This window comes from Actinoplanes auranticolor, from assembly GCF_018332655.1.
GTDB classification, from domain to species: domain Bacteria; phylum Actinomycetota; class Actinomycetes; order Mycobacteriales; family Micromonosporaceae; genus Actinoplanes; species Actinoplanes auranticolor.
Genome location: NZ_BOQL01000007.1, coordinates 15741 through 34086 on the forward strand (window position 1 = coordinate 15741; position 18346 = coordinate 34086).

17 protein-coding genes are annotated in these 18346 nt (G+C 72.9%); 10 read left to right on the forward strand and 7 right to left on the reverse strand.

Going from position 1 to position 18346, the window contains the following annotated elements:
- The first annotated feature begins 98 nt into the window (after nucleotides 1-98).
- The 3 genes from Aau02nite_RS04225 to Aau02nite_RS04235 all read left to right on the forward strand — a co-directional run bounded on the left by Aau02nite_RS04225 (nucleotide 99) and on the right by Aau02nite_RS04235 (nucleotide 4786).
- The gene (locus Aau02nite_RS04225; protein WP_212986979.1) at nucleotides 99-2093 is read left to right on the forward strand and encodes a beta-galactosidase; all 1995 of its coding nucleotides are present in this window, start codon (nucleotides 99-101) and stop codon (nucleotides 2091-2093) included.
- 27 nt (nucleotides 2094-2120) lie between these two features.
- On the forward strand, nucleotides 2121-3650 hold the full coding sequence (locus Aau02nite_RS04230) for a glycoside hydrolase family 53 protein (RefSeq protein ID WP_212986980.1): 1530 nt from the start codon (nucleotides 2121-2123) through the stop codon (nucleotides 3648-3650).
- Between the two features lie 218 nt (nucleotides 3651-3868).
- On the forward strand, nucleotides 3869-4786 hold the full coding sequence (locus Aau02nite_RS04235) for a phage exclusion protein Lit family protein (protein WP_212986981.1): 918 nt from the start codon (nucleotides 3869-3871) through the stop codon (nucleotides 4784-4786).
- Nucleotides 4787-4790: 4 nt separating this feature from the next.
- Here Aau02nite_RS04235 and Aau02nite_RS04240 read toward each other — a convergent pair whose 3' ends face one another.
- The 5 genes from Aau02nite_RS04240 to Aau02nite_RS04260 are packed head-to-tail and all read right to left on the reverse strand — an operon-like array spanning nucleotide 4791 to nucleotide 9961.
- Nucleotides 4791-5846, reverse strand: a complete 1056-nt coding sequence (locus Aau02nite_RS04240) for an aldo/keto reductase (RefSeq protein WP_212986982.1) — start codon at nucleotides 5844-5846, stop codon at nucleotides 4791-4793.
- A 55-nt stretch (nucleotides 5847-5901) separates the two neighbouring features.
- Complete coding sequence (gene pstS / locus Aau02nite_RS04245) at nucleotides 5902-6978, reverse strand: phosphate ABC transporter substrate-binding protein PstS (RefSeq protein ID WP_212986983.1); 1077 nt, start codon at nucleotides 6976-6978, stop codon at nucleotides 5902-5904.
- Nucleotides 6975-8270, reverse strand: coding sequence for a GlnX family signal transduction membrane protein (locus Aau02nite_RS04250; protein WP_246594882.1), 1296 nt, complete (start codon nucleotides 8268-8270; stop codon nucleotides 6975-6977). Before Aau02nite_RS04250 ends, pstS begins: the two co-directional genes overlap by 4 nt.
- Nucleotides 8271-8321: 51 nt before the next feature.
- Nucleotides 8322-9548, reverse strand: coding sequence for an RNA polymerase sigma factor (locus Aau02nite_RS04255; RefSeq protein ID WP_212986984.1), 1227 nt, complete (start codon nucleotides 9546-9548; stop codon nucleotides 8322-8324).
- On the reverse strand, nucleotides 9545-9961 hold the full coding sequence (locus tag Aau02nite_RS04260) for a YciI family protein (protein WP_212986985.1): 417 nt from the start codon (nucleotides 9959-9961) through the stop codon (nucleotides 9545-9547). Before Aau02nite_RS04260 ends, Aau02nite_RS04255 begins: the two co-directional genes overlap by 4 nt.
- A 194-nt stretch (nucleotides 9962-10155) precedes the next feature.
- Between Aau02nite_RS04260 and Aau02nite_RS04265 the strand changes: the two genes are divergently transcribed.
- The 3 genes from Aau02nite_RS04265 (at nucleotide 10156) to Aau02nite_RS04275 (ending at nucleotide 12778) form a co-directional block, all read left to right on the forward strand.
- The gene (locus Aau02nite_RS04265; protein ID WP_246594883.1) at nucleotides 10156-10692 is read left to right on the forward strand and encodes a GrpB family protein; all 537 of its coding nucleotides are present in this window, start codon (nucleotides 10156-10158) and stop codon (nucleotides 10690-10692) included.
- A gap of 110 nt (nucleotides 10693-10802) precedes the next feature.
- Nucleotides 10803-11786 carry an Acg family FMN-binding oxidoreductase gene (locus Aau02nite_RS04270; protein WP_212986987.1) on the forward strand — a complete coding sequence of 328 codons (984 nt, stop codon included), beginning with the start codon at nucleotides 10803-10805 and terminating at the stop codon, nucleotides 11784-11786.
- 32 nt (nucleotides 11787-11818) lie between these two features.
- Nucleotides 11819-12778 (forward strand): Acg family FMN-binding oxidoreductase, encoded by a 960-nt coding sequence (locus Aau02nite_RS04275; protein WP_212986988.1) that lies wholly within the window; start codon nucleotides 11819-11821, stop codon nucleotides 12776-12778.
- A 208-nt stretch (nucleotides 12779-12986) separates the two neighbouring features.
- Here Aau02nite_RS04275 and Aau02nite_RS04280 read toward each other — a convergent pair whose 3' ends face one another.
- The gene (locus tag Aau02nite_RS04280; protein ID WP_212986989.1) at nucleotides 12987-14168 is read right to left on the reverse strand and encodes a macrolide family glycosyltransferase; all 1182 of its coding nucleotides are present in this window, start codon (nucleotides 14166-14168) and stop codon (nucleotides 12987-12989) included.
- Nucleotides 14169-14272: 104 nt separating this feature from the next.
- On the opposite strand from Aau02nite_RS04280, the gene Aau02nite_RS04285 reads away from it, so the two are divergent.
- The 4 genes from Aau02nite_RS04285 (at nucleotide 14273) to Aau02nite_RS04300 (ending at nucleotide 18035) form a co-directional block, all read left to right on the forward strand.
- Nucleotides 14273-14869, forward strand: coding sequence for a TetR/AcrR family transcriptional regulator (locus Aau02nite_RS04285; RefSeq protein WP_212986990.1), 597 nt, complete (start codon nucleotides 14273-14275; stop codon nucleotides 14867-14869).
- Nucleotides 14870-14990: 121 nt separating this feature from the next.
- On the forward strand, nucleotides 14991-15599 hold the full coding sequence (locus Aau02nite_RS04290; RefSeq protein WP_212986991.1) for a thiamine pyrophosphate-dependent enzyme: 609 nt from the start codon (nucleotides 14991-14993) through the stop codon (nucleotides 15597-15599).
- Between the two features lie 9 nt (nucleotides 15600-15608).
- Nucleotides 15609-16532, forward strand: coding sequence for a serine hydrolase domain-containing protein (locus Aau02nite_RS04295; protein ID WP_212986992.1), 924 nt, complete (start codon nucleotides 15609-15611; stop codon nucleotides 16530-16532).
- Nucleotides 16533-16604: 72 nt separating this feature from the next.
- The gene (locus Aau02nite_RS04300) at nucleotides 16605-18035 is read left to right on the forward strand and encodes a serine hydrolase domain-containing protein (RefSeq protein ID WP_212986993.1); all 1431 of its coding nucleotides are present in this window, start codon (nucleotides 16605-16607) and stop codon (nucleotides 18033-18035) included.
- 16 nt (nucleotides 18036-18051) lie between these two features.
- On the opposite strand, the gene Aau02nite_RS04305 is transcribed toward Aau02nite_RS04300, so the two are convergent.
- Entirely contained in the window at nucleotides 18052-18339 is a 288-nt protein-coding gene (locus Aau02nite_RS04305; protein WP_212986994.1) for a hypothetical protein, read from the reverse strand.
- Nucleotides 18340-18346 lie beyond the last annotated feature (7 nt).

Here is an 18346-nt window from a genome sequence, read left to right on the forward strand (position 1 = left end):
ACACCGTGTCAAGAGTTGCGGATGCGTTAACTGTGCAGGTGAAAGCTGTGCAATTATGCCTGTGCAAGGTTGGGAGCGCTCACAGAAAAGAGCCGTACATGCCGCTCATCCCGGGGATGGACCGGATCGCCTACGGCGGGGACTACAACCCCGAGCAGTGGCCGGAGCAGGTATGGACCGCCGACGTGGCGCTGATGCGCGAGGCCGGGGTCAACCTGGTCAGCCTCGGGATCTTCGCGTGGGCGATGCTGGAGCCGGCCCCCGGCGAGTACGAGTTCGGCTGGCTCGACCGCAGCCTCGCGCTGCTGCACGACGCGGGTATCGCCGTCGACCTGGCCACCCCGACGGCCGCCCCGCCGCCGTGGTTCCTGCACCGCCACCCCGACGCCGCCCCGATCACCCGCGAGGGCACGCGGCTGGGCGGCGGCGCCCGGCAGTCGTTCTGCCCGAGCTCACCGGCCTACGCCGCGGCGTCCGCCGGGATCACCGAGCAGCTCGCCCGCCGCTACGCCGGCCACTCCGCCGTGGTGCTGTGGCACGCCCACAACGAGTACGGCGGGGCCAACCCGTTCTGCTACTGCCCCACCTCGGCCGCGGCCTTCCGCAACTGGCTGCGCGACCGCTACGGCGACCTGGGCAAGCTCAACGACGCCTGGGGCACCACGTTCTGGAGCCAGCGCTTCGGCGACTGGGCCGAGGTCGAGCCGCCGATCGTCGCGCCGACCACAGTGAACCCCGCGCAGGAGCTGGACTTCCTCCGCTTCAGCTCGGACGCGCACCTGGCGAACTTCCGGCGCGAGCGCGACATCCTGCACCGCCTGGCCCCCGGCATCCCGGTCACCACCAACTTCATGCTGGCCAACTGCAAGAACATCGACTACTGGAAGTGGGGCACCGAAGTCGACCTGGTCGCCAACGACCACTATCTGCAGGCCGAACGGGCCGACAACCACATCGAGCTGGCCATGTGCGCCGACCTGACCCGCTCGGTGGCCCACGGGCGGTCCTGGCTGCTGATGGAACACTCCACCAACGCGGTCAACTGGCAGCCCCGCAACCTCACCAAAGCGCCGGGCGAGCTGGGCCGCAACAGCATGCAGCACCTGGCCCGCGGCGCCGACGGCATCCTGTTCTTCCAGTGGCGCGCCTCGCGGTTCGGCGCGGAGAAGTTCCACTCGGCGATGCTGCCGCACGGCGGCACCGGCACCCGGACCTGGCGGGAGGTGGCGGCGCTGGGCGCGGCGCTCGGCGAGCTGGCCGAGCTGCGCGACAGCCGGATCACCGCCGAAGTGGCCCTGCTGTGGGACTGGGAGTCGTGGTGGGGACTCGAACTGCCCTGGCGCCCGTCGCAGGAGCTGAGCTTCCGCGAACGGCAGGAGGCGTTCTACGAGCCGCTGTGGCGCGCGCACCGGACCGTCGACTTCGCGCAACCGGAGGGCGCGCTGGAGGGGTACCCGCTGGTGGTGGCGCCGAGCAGCTATCTGCTCAGCCCGGGCGCGGCCGACAACCTGCGGCGTTACGTGGCGGGCGGCGGGACGCTGCTGGTCTCGTACTTCTCCGGGATCGTCGACGGGCACGACGCCGTGCACCCCGGCGGCTATCCCGGCGCCCTGCGCGACCTGCTGGGCCTGGGGGTCGAGGAGTTCGAGCCGCTGGCCGCCGGGCGCAGCGTCCGGCTCGGCGACGGCCGCACCGCCGGCAGCTGGGCGGAGCGGCTGGAACTGCACGGTGCCACGGCGCTCGTGTCCTACGCCGACGGTCCGGCGGCCGGGCTGCCGGCGATCACCCGGCACGCGTACGGGAAAGGTCAGGCGTTCTACGTCTCGACGCGGTTGACAGCCGAGGGCACCGCCGCATTGCTGGCCGCGGTGTCCGAGGCGGCCGGCCTGCCCCCGGCGCCGGACCTGCCCCCGTCCCTGGAGGTCGTCGAGCGGCACGGCGACACCGGCGCCTACCTGATCGCGATCAACCACGGGAGCAGCGAGGTCGTCGTGCCCGGCGACGGCGTCGAGCTGCTCACCGGGGACGTGGTGGCCGACGGCCTCCCGGTCCCCGCCGGAAGCTTCCGCGTCCTGCGACGCGGCGACCGATGACAGTCCGTTCTCCCCCTTGGAGCTCCCATGCTTCGCACACCCCTCGTCCTGACCGCAGCTACCGCATTGGTCGTCGCGGCCTCTCCCGCACACGCCGCCGCTCCCGGTGACGTGCGCAATCCGGGCTTCGAGACCGGCATCACCGGCTGGTCGGAGAGCGGCTCGCGAGCCGCCAGTTTCGTCGAGGCCGGCGGCTCCACCGGCAGCCACCAGCTGACGCACTACGCGGACTCGGCGTACCGGGTCACCACGAGCCAGCCGGTCACCGGGCTCCGGCGCGGCACGTACACGCTGAGCCTGCGGGTACGTTCGAGCGGCAACCAGCCCTCGGCGTACGTGGGGCTGAACAGTTGCGGCTCGGCGGAGGAACGGGCCGCGATTCCCCGTACCGGAAACGCATGGGTCCGGCTCGCCGTCACCGTCAGGGTGACCGGCGGGCGCTGCACCATCGTGCTGCACTCCGACGCCGCCGCCGGGCAGTACACGAACTTCGACGACATCGCCTTCGGGCCGTCGGACTCCGCGCCGGGCACCCCGCTGGCGATCACCGGCGCGGACGTCTCGCACGTGACCAAGAACGAGGACCACGGTGCCGTGTACCGCACCGCCGCCGGCCAGCGGCGCGACCCGTTCCCGCTGCTCGCGGCCAACGGCGTGAACTCCATCCGGCTGAAGGTCTGGGTGGACCCGGCCGACGGCTACAACGACAAGGAGGACGTGCTGGCCCAGGCCCGCCGGGCGAAGGCGGCCGGACAGCAGCTGCTGATCGACTTCCACTACTCCGACGCATGGGCCGACCCGGGCAAACAGAACAAGCCGGCGGCGTGGGCGGCGCTCGGCTTCGAGCAGCTGAAGCAGGCCGTCTACGACCACACCTACGAGGTGCTGCACGACCTGCGGGCGCAGGGCACCCCGGCGGCGATGGCCCAGGTGGGCAACGAGATCAACGGCGGCCTGCTGTGGCCGGATGGCCGCTGGGACAACTGGGACGGCCTGGCCGCCCTGCTGACGGCGGGCAGCACCGCGGTCACGGCGGCGTCCCCGGAGACGAAGGTCGTGCTGCACCTGGCCGAGGGCGGCGACAACGGCGGGCACCGCTGGTGGTTCGACCAGGCCACGGCCCGCAACGTGCCGTTCGACGTGATCGCGGTGTCGCACTACGTCTACTGGCACGGCACGCTCGGCGCGTTGCAGGCCAACCTGCTGGACCTGGCGAGCCGCTACGGCAAGCCGGTGATGGTGGCCGAGACCGCGTACGGCTTCACCACCGCCGAGAACGACCACGAGACGAACATCTTCACCGCGGCCCTGGCCGAGGCGGGCGGCTATCCAGCGACGCCGCGCGGGCAGTCCGACGCGCTGCGCGACATCCTGACCGTAGTCGCCGGCGTGCCGGACGCGCTCGGCGTCTTCTACTGGGAGCCGACGTGGACGGCGGCCGACGGCGCGGGCTGGGACCCGGCCGACCCGGCCTCCGGTGACGGCTGGGAGAACCAGGCCCTCTTCGACTACGACTGGCGCGCGCTGCCGGCCCTGTCGGTGTTCAAGCGGTTCTGAGCGGTCAGCGGCTGTAGCGCGCGCAGCCTGGACAGGATGTCGTCATCCGCGGCCGCCGCGGGTTGCGCTACCACCGTCGGCGCCACCATGATCATGAGCGTCGGCAGTACCGTCCACCAACGCCGCCCAGGGGTCCCCCGCCGCTGTTGACCATCGACGCCTGACCATATCCTGTCCTACCCCACCATGCCGGGATCACGATCACAGGAGGCCGAGCGATGCCCGACGGCACCCTGCCCCGCGCGGCGGTCCGCGCCTATGTCGAGGGACTCGGCTCCGCGCAACGCGCGCACCTCGGTGAGGACGTGCTGGCCTCGATCCGGGAGAGCGGCTACGAGCTGGCCAACCCGTTCGACGCCGTGGACGCCGGGATCCGCCGTACCCTCGCGGTGAGCCGGATCGACGTGCCCGCCGGCACCCACGTCGGTGCTTTCCCGCACCGGTCCCTGCACGCGCGCACACAGGACGCCGGCGACACTACCCTGATCCTGCTCGACACCGGCCTGCGGCCGTTGCTGGACCGCGTGGCCGGCACGCTCGTGGCGTCACAGCTCACCCCCGCCCGCGACGAGCAGGGCGCCAGCCGGTACGCCGCCGCGGCCCTCCAGCAACGCCAGCAGCGGGACGAGGCCGACGCGGCGTTCGCCGACGCCGTGACCGCCTACCTCCACCGCGACCCGGCGGGGCCGGACGCCCCGGCGGCGGAAGGGCAGAATACCTTCGGCTTCTTCATGGCCCGGTCGGCGGAGCGGTTCGCCCTCGGCCACGAGTACGGCCACCTGCTGGCCGGCCACCGGCACACCCCACCGGACGACGACCCGCGCACCGCCCGCCGCGAGTACGAGGCGGACGAACTCGCCGCCATGCTGATCCTGCGCGGCGTCGACGAGTCGGCCGAGTTCCGCTGGCGGGCCCTGGCGGTGGCCGGGCCGTTCCTCTTCCTGGCCGTGGAGCAGATCGTCAACCGGGTGCGCGGCACGACTGACGGGGAGCACCCGCCGCCGACGCGCCGTACCGAGCTGCTGCGGCGCATCTTCGAGCAGGCGGGCGCGCGGGGCCTGCTGCACTACGCCGAGGCCTGGGTGAGCTCGCTGGTGCTGCGCGAGGAGACCATCGTGCGGCGCGCCCGGGCCTGATGGCTCAGTCCGCCAGGTGCGGGCCGAGCAGGGTGAGATCCGCGGGTGACAGCCGGTCACTCGCCGTCTTCGCCTGATGCCAGTACGGGTACAGCAGCGTCGGCGCGCTCGCCGCGTCCAGCCGGGCCCGCTCCTCGGCGCTGAGCACGAGCTCGGCGGCGGCCAGGTTGTCGGTGAGCTGTTCGGTGGTGCGCGCCCCGATCACCAGCGAGGTCACCGCCGGCCGGCCGAGCAGGTACGCCAGCGCGACCTGAGCCGCCGGGACGCCCCGGTCGGCGCCGATCTCCACCAGCACCTCGACCGTGTCGTAGAGCCGTTCCTGGTCGTGCACCGGCGGTTCGTTCCAGTCGGTGAGCTGCCGTGAGCCGGCCGGCGGCTGCACGCCCCGGCGGTACTTGCCGGAGAGCAGGCCACCGGCGAGCGGGCTCCACACCAGCACGCCCAGCCCTTGGTCGACGGCCGCCGGGATCAGCTCGTACTCGGCGTCGCGGGCCTGCAGCGAGTAGTAGATCTGCTGACTGACGAAGCGCGGCAGCCCGGTGCGGTCCGCCGTGCCGAGGGCCTTCATCAGCTGCCAGCCGGTGTAGTTGGACGCGCCGACGTACCGCACCTTGCCCGCGGTGACCAGCTGCTGCAGCGCCTCGAGGGTCTCCTCCAGCGGGGTCTGCCCGTCCCACTCGTGCACCTGGTAGAGGTCGATGTGGTCGGTGCGCAGCCGGCGCAGGCTGGCCTCGCAGCCGGCGATGATGTGCTGGCGGGACAGGCCGGCGTCGTTGGGGCCCGGCCCCATCGGCATCCGGACCTTGGTCGCCACCAGGACCTCGTCGCGGCGGCCGGCGAGCACCTCGCCGACGATCTCCTCGGAGACCCCGGCGGAGTAGACGTCCGCGGTGTCGATCAGGTTGACGCCGGCGTCGAGGCACTGGTCGACCTGGCGGCGGGCCTGGGCCACGTCGGTCGAGCCGACCTTGGCGAAGCCGCCCTTGCCGCCGAACGTCATCGTCCCCATGGTGAGCACGGAGACCCGGAGACCGGACCGGCCGAGGTTGCGATATTCCATGCCGCCAGCCTAGATCCACGGCCTGGTCCGGGCGAGCTCTGCCCTGATCGACCGGTCAGCTCAGCGTGGCCACCGCGGCGAGCACCTTGGCCTGCAGCGCCGCGGGCAGCGGGGTGTATCCGAGCCGGGCGGCGGCAGCCTGGCCCTGCGGGCCGGCGGTGTAGCCGAGGAAACCGCGCAGCAGCGGCAGGGTGCCCGCGGGCGTGCCGGTCCGGCAGACGATCTCGTACGTCACCAGGACGATCGGGTACGCCCCGGCGGCGGTGGTCCGGTAGTCGACGGCGAGCCGCAGGTCGGAGCCGGTCCCCGTGACGGCGGCCGCCGCGACCGTCCGCCCGGCCGCCTCGTCGGTCAGCGCGGCGAACTCCCCCGCCGCGTTGCCGATCCGCGCCACGGCCAGATTGTGGAACCGCGCGTACGACGCCTCGACGTAGCCGATGGCGCCGTCGGTGCGGGCGATCGTCGACGCGACGCCGTTGCTGCCGCGCTGGGCACTGCCGCCCGGGGCCGCCCAGGTGCTGTCCCCGCCGAAGCGCCAGTCGGCGGGGGCGGTCGCGGCCAGGAACGCGGTGAAGTTGGCGGTGGTGCCGGAGCTGTCCGAGCGGTGCACGGTGCGGATCGCCGTCGACGGCAGGGCCACGCCCGGATTGTCCGCCGCGATCGCCGGGTCGTCCCAGCTGGTCACCGTCCCGGCGAAGATCCGGGCCACGGTGGCCGGGGCCAGCCGCAGCTCCCCGACCCCGGCGACGTTGTGGGCGAGCGCGATCGGCCCGATCGCCATGGGCAGGTGCACGGCCGGGCCCCGGGCGCACCGGGCGTCGGCGGCGGCCTGCTGCGAGGCGGTGAGCGGTGAGTCGGAGCCGGCGAACTCGCCGGTGCCGGCCAGGAACGCCCGCACGCCGGCGCCCGAGCCGGTGCTCCCGTACGCGACCGTGGCACCGGAGCAGGCGACCTGGTAGTTCCGGATCCAGGTGTTGACCGCGTTCGTCTGCGCCGACGAGCCCTGCCCGCGCAGCGATCCGTCCGCGCACACGATCGCCCCGGCGGCCTCCGGCGGCGCGGACACCGGCGCACAGGCTGCGGCCCCGGACGCCAGCACCAGCACGGCGGCGAGCCGCAGCGGCGCCCTCATCGGTATTCCGCCAGCCGCGCGCGGACCCCGAGCAGCACCAGCAGCACCACGGCTGCGAGCACCGGGAACGGAATCAGCGGCCAGCCGGTCAGCAGGCGTTCGCCGTCACGCAGGGCCGTGTCGAAGCCCGCCTTGCGGGCCGTGGCCGCCGCGCCGACCGCGGCGTCGAAGTAGGAGAAGTCGAAGGCGGCGTCGCCGCGGCGGATGCCGGTGACCACGTCGACCGCCGCCCGGGTACGCCCGGAGCCGGCCAGCGCCACCACGCGCTGATGGTCGCGCTGATAGCCCAGCCAGCGGTCGAGCACCTGTCCGCCGTCGTCCAGGTCCCCGGCCACGGCGGTCAGCCGGGCCGACTTGCCGGCGAAGTCCTGCTGGTAGAGAGCCAGGTTGCCGCTGAGCAGATAGCGGCTGGTGTCCGCGGCGGCGTCGTAGCTCAGCGCCCGCGCCTGGGAGAGCGCCAGATACGGCGTCAGGTGGTCGTTGCGCGCGGCGCTGAGCCGTTGCCCCTGCGCGACGACGACCAGGCACACCCCGGCGGTCAGGCCCAGCACGAGAACAGTGGCGAGGGCCAGCGCCGGATTGAGCCACCGGCGGAACCGCCGCGCCAGCCAGACCTGCAGGGCCACGAGCAGTACCAGCAGACCACCGCCGAGCACGAGGACCGAGCCGACCGCCCACGCCTCGGTGGTGCCCTTGGCCGCGTACGCCCGGTCCAGCCGCGACTCACCGGCGTCGCGCAGCCGCTCGGCGGCGGGCAGCAGCCGCAGGTGCAGCACGTTGGTCGCCTGGGTGTAGTAGCCGAGCGCGTCCGGCGGCAGCCGGCCCGGTGGCTGCGGCGGCGCCTGCGACTGGGCGGTGAGGGTCTGCCACACCCACCGGCGGTAGACCGCGAGCTCGTGCATCAGCTCCAGCACGATCGCCCGGTCGGCCTGCCCGGTCACGGTGGTCAGTGACCGCTGCAGATCCTCGTCGATCTGCCGGCTGCGTTGCTGATAGGTGCCGAGCGCGTCGAGCTGACTGCCGGACAATTCCGCGGCGTCACCGACCAGCACCATTCGGGCCACCTGGGCGTCCAGGTCACTGAGGGCGAAATACAGATCCGCGGCGGTGGCGGCCTGCGGCGCCGCCTCGCCGCCGATGACCCGGACCTGCTCCCGCACCTGGGACAACAGCAGGCCGGAGGCGGCGAGCAGAGCCAGGGCGACGCAGATGACCAGGGCGGTCCACAGGCGCAGGCGTACGGGGGTTTCCGGGCGGAACAATTCTCTCGTCGCCATGGCAACTGCGGACACGCCGCCACGGTAATGCACCCGGGCAATCATTCCGGGGCCGGATACCGCCGTTCATTTGTTGTTTTCCAGCAATTCGTGCAGGCGGGCGGCCCGGGTCGTCAGATACTGCCTTTCCGGCGTGCTGGTGGTGCGGGCGGCGGCCGCCCGGTAGTGCGTGATCGCGGCCGGGGTGTCACCGGCCCGCTCGTACAGGTGCGCCCGGACGGCGTCGAGGCGGTAGTGGCCGAGCAGCCGTTCGTCGAGGGTGGTGAGCAGGCGCAACCCTTCGGCCGGACCGTGCACCATGGACGCTGCGACGGCCCGGTTCAGCGAGACCATCGGATTGCCGGTGATCTGTTCCAGCAGGCCGTACAGGGCCAGGATCTGCGGCCAGTCGGTGTCGCCCACCCGGGCGGCCCGGTCGTGCAGGGCCGCGATCGCCGCCTGCAACTGGTACTCACCGACCGTGCCGCTGGTCAGCGCCGCGTCGAGCAGCGTGGTCCCCTCCTGGATCAGCTGCCGGTCCCAGCGGCTGCGGTCCTGCTCCTCCAGCGGGATCAGCTCACCGCCGGCGCCGGTGCGGGCGGGACGGCGGGCGTCGGTGAGCAGCATCAATGCGAGCAGGCCGGCGACCTCGCCGTCGTCCGGGAGCAGCCGGTGCACCGTACGGGTCAGCCGGATGGCCTCATTCGACAGCTCGGTGCGGTGCACGCCGGGGCCGGTGCTGACGGCGTACCCCTCATTGAAGATCAGGTAGAGCACGTGCAGGACCGACCGCAACCGCGCGCGCCACTCGGGTGGCTCCGGCATCCGCCACGGCGCCGCGGAGGCCCTGATTCGCTGCTTGGCCCGGCTGATCCGCTGGGCCATCGTCGCCTCCGGCACCAGGAAGGCGTGCGCGATCTCGGCGGTGGTCAGGCCGCCGACGGCCCGCAGGGTCAGCGCGATCGCCGAGGCCGGCGTCAGCGCCGGGTGGCAGCACAGGAAGAGCAGGGTCAGCGTGTCGTCATGGTCCGGTACGCCGCCCGCCGGCACCTCGGACGCGGCCCGCCGCTCCCGCTCCCGCCGGGCCTGCTCGTTACGGATCTGATCGACCAGCTTGTTGGCGCCCGTCCGGATCAGCCAGCCGCGCGGATTGCCCGGAACGCCGTCGACCGGCCAGCGCAGCGCGGCAGCGAGCAACGCCTCCTGCACGGCGTCCTCGGCGGCGTCGAAATCCCCGAACCGGCGCACGAGCACGCCGAGGACCTGCGGCGCGAACTCACGCAGCAGGTTCTCCACGGGTGGCGCCGAGGTCACAGCTCGGGGGTCAGCAGGGCGAAGTCGGAGGGACCGAGCACCCGGCGTACGGCGATCGGCTGCTGCTGCGGCACCCCGCCGGGCCCGGGCACCGCGGAGATCCTCGCCGCGATCTCGAGGGCGCGCTCCTCACTCTCGACGTCGACGAGCTGGAAGCCGGCCAGCATCTCCTTGGACTCGGCGAACGGCCCGTCGGTGACCACCGGCGCCGCCACGCCGTCGCTGGTGACCACCTTGGCGAGCTCCGGGCCGGTCAACGCCTCCTGGTAGACCAGCTCGCCGCTGGCCAGCAACTCGGCCCGCAACACGCCGTAGTAGTCCATGTGCGCCTTGATGTCGCCGGGCGCCCACTCGTCCATCGGCCGGTCGATGACGCCGGGCTGGTAATCCACGATGAGCAGGTACTTCGTCACGCCTGACCCCTATCCTCGCGCCGCACCCGGCGGGCGCGGTCACCGATGGACGAAGCTGCCGCGGGGGTTCTCGACATCAACCGGGAATCGAGCGGCAGCTGATCCGGGCGACCGTACCGGCGGTGGCGGCGGGACGCTCGCCGGGGCCGCCTACGATGCGGGTGGTGGAGGGCGACAGGGCGCACGGTGTGCGGGTGATTCGCATCGTCGATCACGATTCCGGCTGGGCGGTGCGCTTCGCCGAGCTCGGGCGGCGGCTGCGGGGCGCGCTGGGGGACGTCGCCCTGCGGATCGACCACATCGGGTCCACCGCGGTGCCCGGGCTGGCGGCCAAGCCGGTCGTCGACATCCAGATCTCGGTGGCCCGGCTGGAGCCGCTCGGCCCCTTCCGGGAGCCGCTGGCCGGTCTGGGTTTCGTCCATCGCGCCGACAATCCGGAGCGCACCAAGCGGTATTTCCGGGAGCCGCCCGGTGAGCCGCGGACCCATGTCCACGTGCGCCGGGCCGGCAGCTTCTCGGAGCAGTTCCCGCTGCTGTTCCGCGACTACCTGCGGGCACATCCGTCCGACGCCGCGGAATACGCGGAGGTCAAGCGCCGCCTCGCCGCCGAGCATCCGCATGACGGCCTCGCCTACACCGACGCGAAAGCCGGCCACTGCTGGCGGATCATCCACCGGGCGGACGACTGGGCGCAGCAGACCGGCTGGTCACCCGGCCCGAGCGACGCCTGAGCTCGCCTGCCCCAGGGAGCAGAAGTCCGGGCGCTTCGGGTCTTTCGGCCCTGCACCGGGCGGGCCGCCGGCGCGATCGTGGAATGAGACCGACCAGGAGGGTTTCCACCATGACCGCGCACCCGGCCCCGGCCACCCGGCAGCTCGCTTCGGCCGCCGAGGCGTCGCTGCACGCCCCCTCGGTGTTCAACACCCAGCCGTGGCAGTGGCGGATCGCCGGCGACACCATGGAGCTGTACGCGGACCCGGACCGGCAGCTCGCCGCCACCGACCCCGAGGGACGCCTGCTGCTGCTCAGTTGCGGCACCGCCCTGCACCACGCCCGTACCGCCCTGGCGGCGACCGGCTGGACCAGCACCGTGGACCGGCTGCCCGACCCCACCCAGCCGACGCTGCTGGCCCGGCTCCGGCTGGGGCATGCCGTCCCGGCGGATCCCGAGGCCCAGCGGATGGCCGCCGCCGTGAGCCGGCGCCGCACCGACCGGCGCCCCTTCGGTGATCAGCCCGTCACCGGGCAGACCCTGACCAAGCTGCGCCGCTTCGTCGAGGCGGAGGGCGCCTACCTGCACGTCGTGCCGGCCGACCAGGTGCCCGCGCTGGCCGTCTCGACCGAGCGGGCCGCCGGTGCCCAGCAGGACGATCCGGCCTACCGCGAGGAGCTGGACCGCTGGACGAACCGGCCGCAGTGGCGCGGCGACGGCGTGTCGCCCGAGACAGCGGTGGAGCCGGCTCTGCGCCGGGTGCCGGTCCGGGACTTCGCCCCCGAGGGCAACCCCGGCCTGAGCGCCGACGGGGGCATCGACAAGGGCGCCGCCTACGTGATCGTCTTCGGCATGACCGACCGGCCCGCCGACCTGCTCCGCGGCGGTGAGGCGTTGTCCGCGTTGCTGCTGCTGGCCACGGCCGACGGGCTGGCCACCGCACCGCTGAGCGAGGCGGTCGAGGTCGCCTGGACCCGGCACCTGCTCACCAGCCTGCTGTCGGACCTCGGCGAGCCCTACATCGCCGTCCGGCTCGGCTACCCGCTCGACCACGAACCGCTGCCGCCGCAGGCCCGCCGCTCCCCGGCGGAGATCATCCGCATCGAGCGGTGAGCGCACCCACCGTCGGAGGAAGGGAACCTGCCGTGCTGACCTACGATCACGCCGACCTGCGGCGCGCCGCCGCCGCGGCGGTCCGGGCACCCTCGCTGCACAACAGCCAGCCGTGGCGGTTCCGGCTGCGTGACGGCGCCATCGAGGTGCTCGCCGACCCGGACCGCCAGCTCGCGGTGGCGGACAGCACGGGCTGGGCGGTACGGATCGCCGGCGGTGCCGCCGTCTACAACGCCCGGCTGGCCCTGGCCGGCGCGGGCACCCCGGCCGAGGTCCTCCTGCGGCCCGACCGCACCCAGCCGGACCTGCTCGCCCGGCTCACCCCCGGTCCCCGGCGCCCGGCCACGTACGCCGAAACGGAGCTGGCCGCGGCCATCCCCCGCCGGTTCAGCAACCGCCGACCGTTCTGGCCCGACCCCGTGCCGCCCGACGTGCGGCAGCGCCTGGTCGAGGCCGCCCGCGCCGAGTCCGGCTGGCTGGACCTGCTGGTGGGCATGACCGCACTGAGCGGCTTCGCCGAGATCGCCCGCAGCGCGGACCGCGTGCTGCGCCGGGACGCGAGTTACCAGGCCGAGATGTCGACCTGGACGCATGCCGACGAGGCACCCGACGGTGTCGCGGTGCCGGCGGGCGCCCCGGTCTCCGAACCCCAGGATCTGCTCCCCCAGCGCGCCTTCTCCGACCGCCGGCGCGCCCCGGGACGCGACTTCGAACCGGAACCGCTGGTCGCGATCCTCGGCACGGCCGGCGACCGCCCGCACGATCAGCTCATCGCGGGCCAGGCCCTGCAAGGGGTGCTGCTGACCGTCACGGACGCCGGCCTGGCCTGCTCGATGATCTCCCAGCCGATCGAGGTGCCGGCCGCGCGCGACCAGCTGCGCCGGTCGCTCGGCCGCTCCGGGATGCCGCAGATGGCGCTGCGGATCGGCTACGGCCAGGCGGGCGGCCCCACCCGCCGCCGCGCCCTCGACGACGTCCTCATCGAAGATTGAGAAGGCACCAGCGGCTGGTCCGAGTCGGGCGGCACCTCATCGGTCGTCGCCGACGGGTCGCAGACGCTGCGGCAGAGCAGCGCCGGTAGTGAGAACGCCCGGGACTTCGCCGGTGACGCCGGGTGGCCCGACGACACGGGGTCGGCGAGGGTCAAGCCGCTCTCGTTCGGCTCGGCCGGGCACCGGGCGGTGATGTCGCTACCGGGTCTCAACGTGGCAGTTCCGCCTCGATGAGTGTCGCGGCGTATCCGGCGCCGCTCCACTCTTGCAGCTCCCGGCTGATCCGGGCGCTCGTGTGGCGTACCTGCGGGTCGGCGACGAGGTCGAGGAACACGGACCGCAACTCTTCCGCGGTGATCTCGCCGGTGTCGATCCGGCGTGCCACGCCGAGTTCGACCAGGCGTTCGGCATTGCCGAACTGGTCCACTGCCTGCGGGGCCACCAGCATCGGGGTTCCGCAGTACAGGCCCTCGGTGCTGCCGCCCATGCCGCCGTGGGTGACGAAGGCCTGAGCCTGACGCAGTATCTCCAGCTGAGGCACCCACGAGTGGACCTCGATGTTGCCCGGCAGGTCGCCGAGCTCGGCCGGATCGACCCGCTGGCCGATCTGCAACACCACATGCCAACCGGGTAGGTCGCCGAAGGCCCGCACTGAGCGTCGGTAGAACTCCGGGTGCTCGGTGAAAGCCGAGCCGAGCGAGATGAGCAGCACGTTCTCGGCCTCGGCGGGCCGGGTCCAGGTGCCTTGGCCGGTGCGCTCGCCGAGGATCGGACCGGCGAAGGTGTAGACGGAGTCGTCCACCCGCTCGGCGTTGGGCTGCATGATCCGGGGGATCAGGACCAGAGCGCGCTGCGGCCGGCCCTGGAAGGCGACGCTGTCGGTCACCGAGGACTTGTTGTCGATCAGCCACTGTTCGAATCGGCGGTAGTAGGCGGCGCCGCGGGGGTCGGCTCTCATCGCCGTGACCATGGGTGCCATCTCCTCCTCATAGCCGTCCCAGGCGACGAACGTGGGGGAGAGCTGCACCGCGGGCACGCCCCATTGCTCGGCAAGCAGCCGGGCCGGGGCGCCGGCGATGTCGTACAGGAACAGGTCGGGCCGATCGTTTTCGTATGCCTGGCGCAGCTGCGGAAGCATCGCGACGGCGTCGTCCAGGAACAGCGTGAGCTGATCGATCGTGTCGCTCTCAGAGCCGTCGTTGCCGTTCACCAGCATCGACCGGTAGGGCTTGAACTCCGCCCCCGCCGCCTCCACGACAGCAGCGTAGGAGGTGTCGTTGGCGTAGGTGACCCGGTGCCCGCGTGCGGCCAGTTCCCGGACGACCTCGATGCTCGGGTTGACGTGTCCCGGGAACGGGATGCTGACCACGGCGATGTGTGCGCGCTGCATGGGATGCCTCCGAATTCGTGCGACAAGACGAGACGTAGCGTCTCGCAGCGCCGTCGGCGTTGTCAAGACGAGACGGTGCGTCTTGCTCTGGATAGGGTGACGCCATGCCGAACGCACCCGATCCCGCCCGCCGTAGCGAGCGCTCACGGAAAGCCATCCTGGACGCGACGCTGGCCCTCCTCCACGAGTCGGGTTACCGCGACCTCACCGTCGAGGCGATCGCGGCCCGAGCCGGCGTCGGCAAACAGACGATCTACCGGTGGTGGTCGGGCCGCGGGGCGGTCGTCCTGGACGCGCTCGCCGAGCAGGTCTCCTCAGCAGGCCCCCCCGTGCTGCCCGATAGCGGCGACCTGGAGGCCGACCTGCGCGCCGTCGTCCGCGCGATCGTGGCCGAACTCGCCGATCCCCGGCTGTCTGCGACCACCCGGGCGCTCACCATCGAGACGCTGTCCAGCGAGACACTCGCCGAACAGGTGCGCGACCGGCTGTTGCGGCCCCAACTCGACGCCATCAAGACCCGGCTGCGGTCCGCCCGCCAGGCCGGCCATCTGCGGAAGGAGGCCGATCTCGACCAAGCCGTCGAGCTGCTGATCGGGCCGATGTACCACCGCTGGATGCTGCGCACCGGGCCGCTCACCGATGAGTACGCCGACGGCATCGTCGACCTGGCGATGGCGGCGCTGCGGCCACGGGCCGCCTGAACTCAGATCTCAGACCAGCCCGAGAGCGGTCTGAACTTCGCATTTCCCGGGTCTTCCGCCCCTGTCCCCGGCCCGGCCGGGCGACGACACTCAGGGGGACGCACCGACGGAGGTGGCCACGATGACCGGAAGACATCCGGCGACAGCGGCGCAACGCACCGAACTCCTGCACCGGATGCTGCTGCTGCGCCGCGGCGACCAGGACGCCGGCCACCGCGGCGAGGAGGCGATCACGGTGGGCCTGCGGTCGGCGCTCGGCCCGGCCGACACCGTGGCCGACGGCCCGGTCCTGGCCGTCGAGCTCGCCCACGACGCCGTCCGGCGGCACCGGCCGGCCGTGACGGTGTGTTTCGTCGGCGACGAGGCGGCAGCCGGGCTGGCCGCCAGCCTGGACCAGGCGATCGACGACCGGCTGCCCGTGCTGTTCTGCTGCGCCGGCCGGCACGGGACCCACCCGGACGGCACCGGCGGCCTCGCGGCCGGCACGGTGGACGGCGCGGACATCGAGGCGGTCACCCGGGCGACCCTGACAGCGGTGCATCCGGTACGGGCCGGAGCAGGCCCGCAACTGCTGCACTTCCGCACGTACCTCCCGGCGGACGGCCCGCTGCACGACCCGATCCGGATCCTGGCCGATCGGATGCGCGCCGACCACCAGCTCGACGACAACGCCCTGGCGGCCATCGAGAAGCACGTCGCGGGGCAGCTCGGCGGGCACCGGGGCCGTTAGGGTCGACGGATGCCCACCCTGCCGACGATCCCCGGTTCCGTCCTGGTCCGCCGCGGCGGCGACACGATCGCCGAGGCCGTCAGCGACGGTTGCACCGCCGGCACCCGCTTCCAGATCGCGTCGGTGAGCAAGCAGTTCACCGCCGCGGCGGTCCTGCTGCTGGCCGAGCGGGGGGTGCTCAGCCCGGACGACCCGATCGGGCGCCGGCTCGGCGGCTGCCCTCCGTTCTGGCAGGACATCACGCTGCACCATCTGCTGACGCACACGTCGGGCCTGGGCCACTGGGGTGACTACCCGATGATCGACCCGGCCGAGCAGGTGGACCCGGGTGAGCTGCTGAAAACGTTCCATCGGGTGCCGCCGCTGTTCCGGCCCGGCGCCGGCTGGCACTACAGCAGCCCGGCGTACGTGCTGCTCGCGCACGTCGTGCAACAGGCCGCCGGCCGTCCGTACCGGCAGTTCCTCGCCGAGGAGATCTTCACGCCGCTGGGCCTCGCGGACACCTTCGCCGGCGCCCCCGGCGACCGGACGGAGATCGCCCGCGGCCACGACCGGGACGGTGGCGCGGTCCTGTCGTGGGAGCTGGACGTCACGGGCATGGGTGCCGGCGACCTCTGGTCCACTACCGCCGACCTGGCCACCTGGATCGACAGCCTGCTCGCGGGGCGGGTGCTCGGCGAGCGCTACCGCACTGCCATGCTCAGCGAGCAGGTCCCGACGGGCGGCGCGGAGGACGCCCGCGGATACGGCTACGGCTGGTTCGCCGGCTCGGTGCGCGGCCACGCCTGGTTCCACCACTCCGGCGAGAACCCCGGCTTCCGCGCCTTCGACGCCTGGGTGCCGGCCCTGGACTGCCGCATCGTGGTGCTCAGCAACTCCGAGTCGACCGACGCCGAGGCCCTCGACCCGCTGCTGGGCCTCGCGCTCGGCTGACCGGCGGCTCAGCCGGGGGCGAGCAGACAAAACTCGCGGGCCACGACGGGCCGGTCTTGTTACCGTCCGCGGATGTCCGCTCACCGCACCCTCTTGCCACGGTCCACACCGGCGGCCTCGGGGGTCTCGTCCCGGGCGATCGGCGCGCTGCTGGACCGGCTCGACGAGCGGTCCGTCGAGTGTCACTCCCTCATGGTCGTGCGGCACGGTCACGTCGTCGCCGAAGGCTGGTGGGCGCCGTACTCGGCCGGGCGCCGGCACCTGCTCTACTCGCTGACCAAGTCGTTCACCTCGATCGCGGTGGGGCTGGCGATCGCCGACGGGCTGCTCTCGCTCGACGACCGGGTGGTCGACGTGCTGCCCGACCACGTGCCGGCCGGCGTCGGCGCGCAGGAACGCCGCCTCACCGTGCACCACCTGCTGTCCATGACGACCGGGCACACCGGGGACAGCCTCACCGAGGCGTGGGAGCGGGAACCGGGCGACCTGGTGAAGGGCTTCCTGCGGGTGCCGTTCCCGGAGCCGGAGGGGAGCCGGCACGCCTACGACAACGCGACCACCGGCGTCCTGGCCCGGATGGTGGAACGGGTCACCGGCCGCGGCCTGCCGGAACTGCTCGACGAGCGCCTCTTCCACCCGATGGGCATCGAGCACGCCGAGTGGGACCGGCTCTCCAGCGGCGCCGCGTTCGGCTTCCACGGACTGCATCTCACGACCGAGGCCGTCGCCGCCTTCGGGCAACTGCTGCTGCGCGGAGGCGTCTGGGGCGACCGGCAACTCGTCCCGCGGGAATGGGTCGATCTCGCGACCGGCAAGCACACCGAGACCCAGCTGAGCGAGGAGGATCTGTTCAATCCCGACGGGCTGGTCGGGTACGGCTACCAGTTCTGGATGTCGCGTCACGGCTACCGCGGTGACGGCGCCTTCGGCCAGCTGTGCGTGGTCGTCCCGTCCCATGATCTCGTGGTCGCGGTGACCTGCGGCGGCGATCCGCACCAGGAGATGCCGGGCGCCTTGTGGGAGTTCCTCCTGCCCGGCCTGGACGATCCGGGAAGTGCCCGGGACGACGAGATCCTCGCCGAGCGGCTGCATCAGCTGTCGTTCGCGAAGCCGCCCGGCTCGGCCGCCCCGTCCCGCTCCGCCACGGCCCGCATCGACGCCACAGCCGGGGAATCGGCCCTGCCCGGCGGGACCCCGGTGATCGTCGAGCCGGTGGACGGCGGGTGGCAGCTGCAACTCGAGCCTTCCGTCAAGCTCGCCGTCGGTCACGGTCAGTGGCGGGAGAGCTCGCCGCTCGGCCGTCCGGTCGTCGCCGCCGGCGGCTGGCAGGGTGACACGTTCGTCGCCGACCTGTACGTCATCACCACGCCGCACCGGGTCCGGCTGGTGCTCGACGCGAACGCCGGCACAGCGGTCGCGACCTGGAGCACCGTCCCGCTGACCACCCCCGACCTGACCTTGCACCTGCGCTCGCCGCTGATGACCCGCCCCGACGTCGCTTAGCTCGCGGCGCCGGGACTCAGCCGCCGGTGAGGGCGTGGGCGTCCGGGACCTGGCGCCTGGTCGCCTCGGCCAGCTCCAGCCAGGCGGTGAAGCCCTCCTGGTTCATGCGCCGGTACGCCGCAGTGGTCTCCGCCGTCGCGCGGACGGTGGAGTACAGCATGGTGACCGCCGTAGGCCGGGCGGTGCGCGGGACCGCCCAGCCGTCGAGGATCCGCAGCAGCCGTTCGCGCCAGTCCTGCTCGTGCGGGCCCTGGGTGGCCTGCGACCACGGCCGCCCGGTCAGCCAGGGGTGGGCGACCCGCACCGCCGAG